The sequence below is a fragment of the Vibrio sp. 10N.261.54.E10 genome (assembly GCF_002877735.2).
GTDB classification, from domain to species: domain Bacteria; phylum Pseudomonadota; class Gammaproteobacteria; order Enterobacterales; family Vibrionaceae; genus Vibrio; species Vibrio crassostreae_C.
Genome location: NZ_MCXE02000015.1, coordinates 1 through 2,425, shown reverse-complemented (window position 1 = coordinate 2,425; position 2,425 = coordinate 1). Strand labels below are relative to the sequence as shown.

Sequence of the window (2,425 nt, the reverse complement as noted above, 5' to 3'; positions counted from 1 at the left end):
TTTATGTACTTCGTTCAGTTACCGGAAGGTATTTGGGTGTTTAACCGTTCTGATCTCTTCCTAGTCAAACACTTGTTTTCGCATTTATCGTGAAACGCTTTCGCGTTTTTCGTGCGCCGCTTCAACTGTTACTGGGATCGCGAAAACGATTAACTTCCTTTTGACTCAACCATAGTCACAGCGGTAGTCAATTATTAACACCCTCTGCATTAACTACGAAACTCAGCATTAACTATAAATAGGTTTTTACTATGTCTAAATTTATCATCCCGGTCATTGTCTTTATTTTGGCTGGCTTCATGATCTACCGCACTTGGATGAACCATAAATCTGGCGAAGAAAAATATCAAGCAAGGTCAACAGTTCCTCATCGAAAACGGCGCCAAAGACGGTGTGGTTACAACTGAAAGTGGTCTTCAATATCTTGTACTTGAAGAAGGCACTGGTACTGAGCATCCAACTAAGAACAGTAAAGTAACGGTTCATTACCACGGAACACTTATAGATGGCACTGTCTTCGACAGTTCTGTTGAGCGTGGCGAGCCTATTTCATTTGCTCTTAAGCAAGTAATCAAAGGTTGGCAAGAAGGTTTGACTTACATGGTTGAAGGTCAAAAAGTTCGTCTATTTATCCCGAGTAAATTAGCTTACGGGAAAGGCGGCTCAGGTCCTATCCCACCTTCATCGACTTTAATTTTTTGATGTTGAGCTAATTGCCATTAAATAACCGAATAGTAATCAAGGCAACAATCTCATTGATTTAAGCCCCAACATGCTAGATATGTCGGGGCTTTTTTTATTATCCGCTTACCGTTTAGTGCACGCTTGAATCGACAAGTTAAAATCTTCAAGAGCACGCTACCTTAGACGTTATGAAGATTTCACAATGCAGAAAAAACCAACCACTAGACGACTGGTCTAATTTAAATTATAGTAACGTCCATGAACGAAAAAACGAACGATACTCGCCTGCATATTTTGAATGTGGGATATCAATTAATAGTGAACAACGGCTTTAATGGCGTTGGTTTATCGCAATTGCTCAAAGAAGCGGATGTTCCGAAAGGTTCGTTTTACCACTACTTTAAATCGAAAGAGCAGTTTGGCGAAGCATTGATTCAACACTATTTTGAAAATTACATAACTAAAATTGAATCGATCTTAGTGCATGGCGAAGGTAATCATTTTCAACGAATCATCAGTTACTTTTCGCTGTGGACAAAAATTGAAAATGGTACCTGCAACGCTCATAAGTGCTTAGTGGTTAAACTCAGTGCAGAAGTGTCTGATCTTTCTGATCCTATGCGCCAAGCTCACATAAAGGAGCTGGAAAAGTCACCCATACGATTGAGAATTGCGTTGTTGGTGGTGTTGAAGACGGCTCTATTAAAGTTAATAACAGCCAAGATGCCGCTCAAAACCTTTACTCGATGTGGTTGGGTGCAAGTTTGCTAAGCAAGTTAAGTCAAAGCTCACATAGCTTAGAATCGGCACTGAGACTGACCAAGCAAGTTTTACAAGGTAACGACTAAATACTGAGACCTAAATGCAGGTCACTAGGTGTGTTATCACACAAAAATACACAGTATTAATCGCTATTGATAAAAATTACCCGCCCTCTTATCAATTTGGTGATGGCGGGATTTTTAGACGACAAGACTAGACGACTGGTCTAATTCTAAATGAACATAATCAAAATTAAGGACATCCAATGACTCAACAAGACAATCGCCGCATCGTATTGGCTTCTCGCCCAGTTGGCGCACCTACTCAAGAAAACTTTCGCTTAGAGACAGTAGCCGCACCAGCAATTAAAGATGGCGAAATGTTACTTCGCTCAGTGTACCTTTCTCTAGACCCATACATGCGTGGCCGAATGAGCGACGCTAAATCTTACGCTGATCCAGTTGCAATTGACGACGTGATGGTCGGTGCAACCGTGTGTCAGGTTGAAGAGTCGAATAACAGCGATTTTGAAATCGGCGAATGGGTATTGGCTTATACCGGTTGGCAAGATCTCGGGGTTTCTAACGGTGAAGGCCTAATCAAACTAGGTAAAGAGCCAACGCACCCTTCTTACGCGCTTGGCATCATGGGCATGCCTGGTTTTACGGCTTACATGGGTTTATTAGATATTGGCCAACCGAAGAAAGGCGATACGCTGGTTGTAGCTGCAGCAACGGGTCCAGTAGGCGCAACCGTTGGACAAATCGGTAAGCTAAAAGGCTGTCGTGTTGTCGGTGTTGCTGGTGGTCAAGAGAAGTGTCAGTACGCTAAAGAGGTTCTTGGCTTTGATGAATGTATCGACCACAAAGCCGACGACTTCGCTGATCAGTTGGCTAAAGCGTGTGACAACGGGATCGATGTATATTTTGAAAACGTAGGCGGCAAAGTTTTCGATGCAGTAATGCCATTACTTAACACC

At 42.3% G+C, this 2,425-nt stretch carries 1 protein-coding gene and 2 pseudogenes; all 3 read left to right on the top strand.

The window, feature by feature from the left end; all coding sequences use genetic code 11:
* Window positions 1-251: 251 nt before the first annotated feature.
* Window positions 252-727, top strand: a pseudogene (locus tag BCU07_RS23555) (FKBP-type peptidyl-prolyl cis-trans isomerase).
* Window positions 728-942: 215 nt separating this feature from the next.
* Window positions 943-1,532 (top strand): annotated as a pseudogene (locus BCU07_RS23550) (TetR/AcrR family transcriptional regulator).
* Window positions 1,533-1,711: 179 nt separating this feature from the next.
* On the top strand, window positions 1,712-2,425 hold a 714-nt coding region (locus tag BCU07_RS23545), incomplete at its 3' end, for an NADP-dependent oxidoreductase (RefSeq protein WP_413286221.1).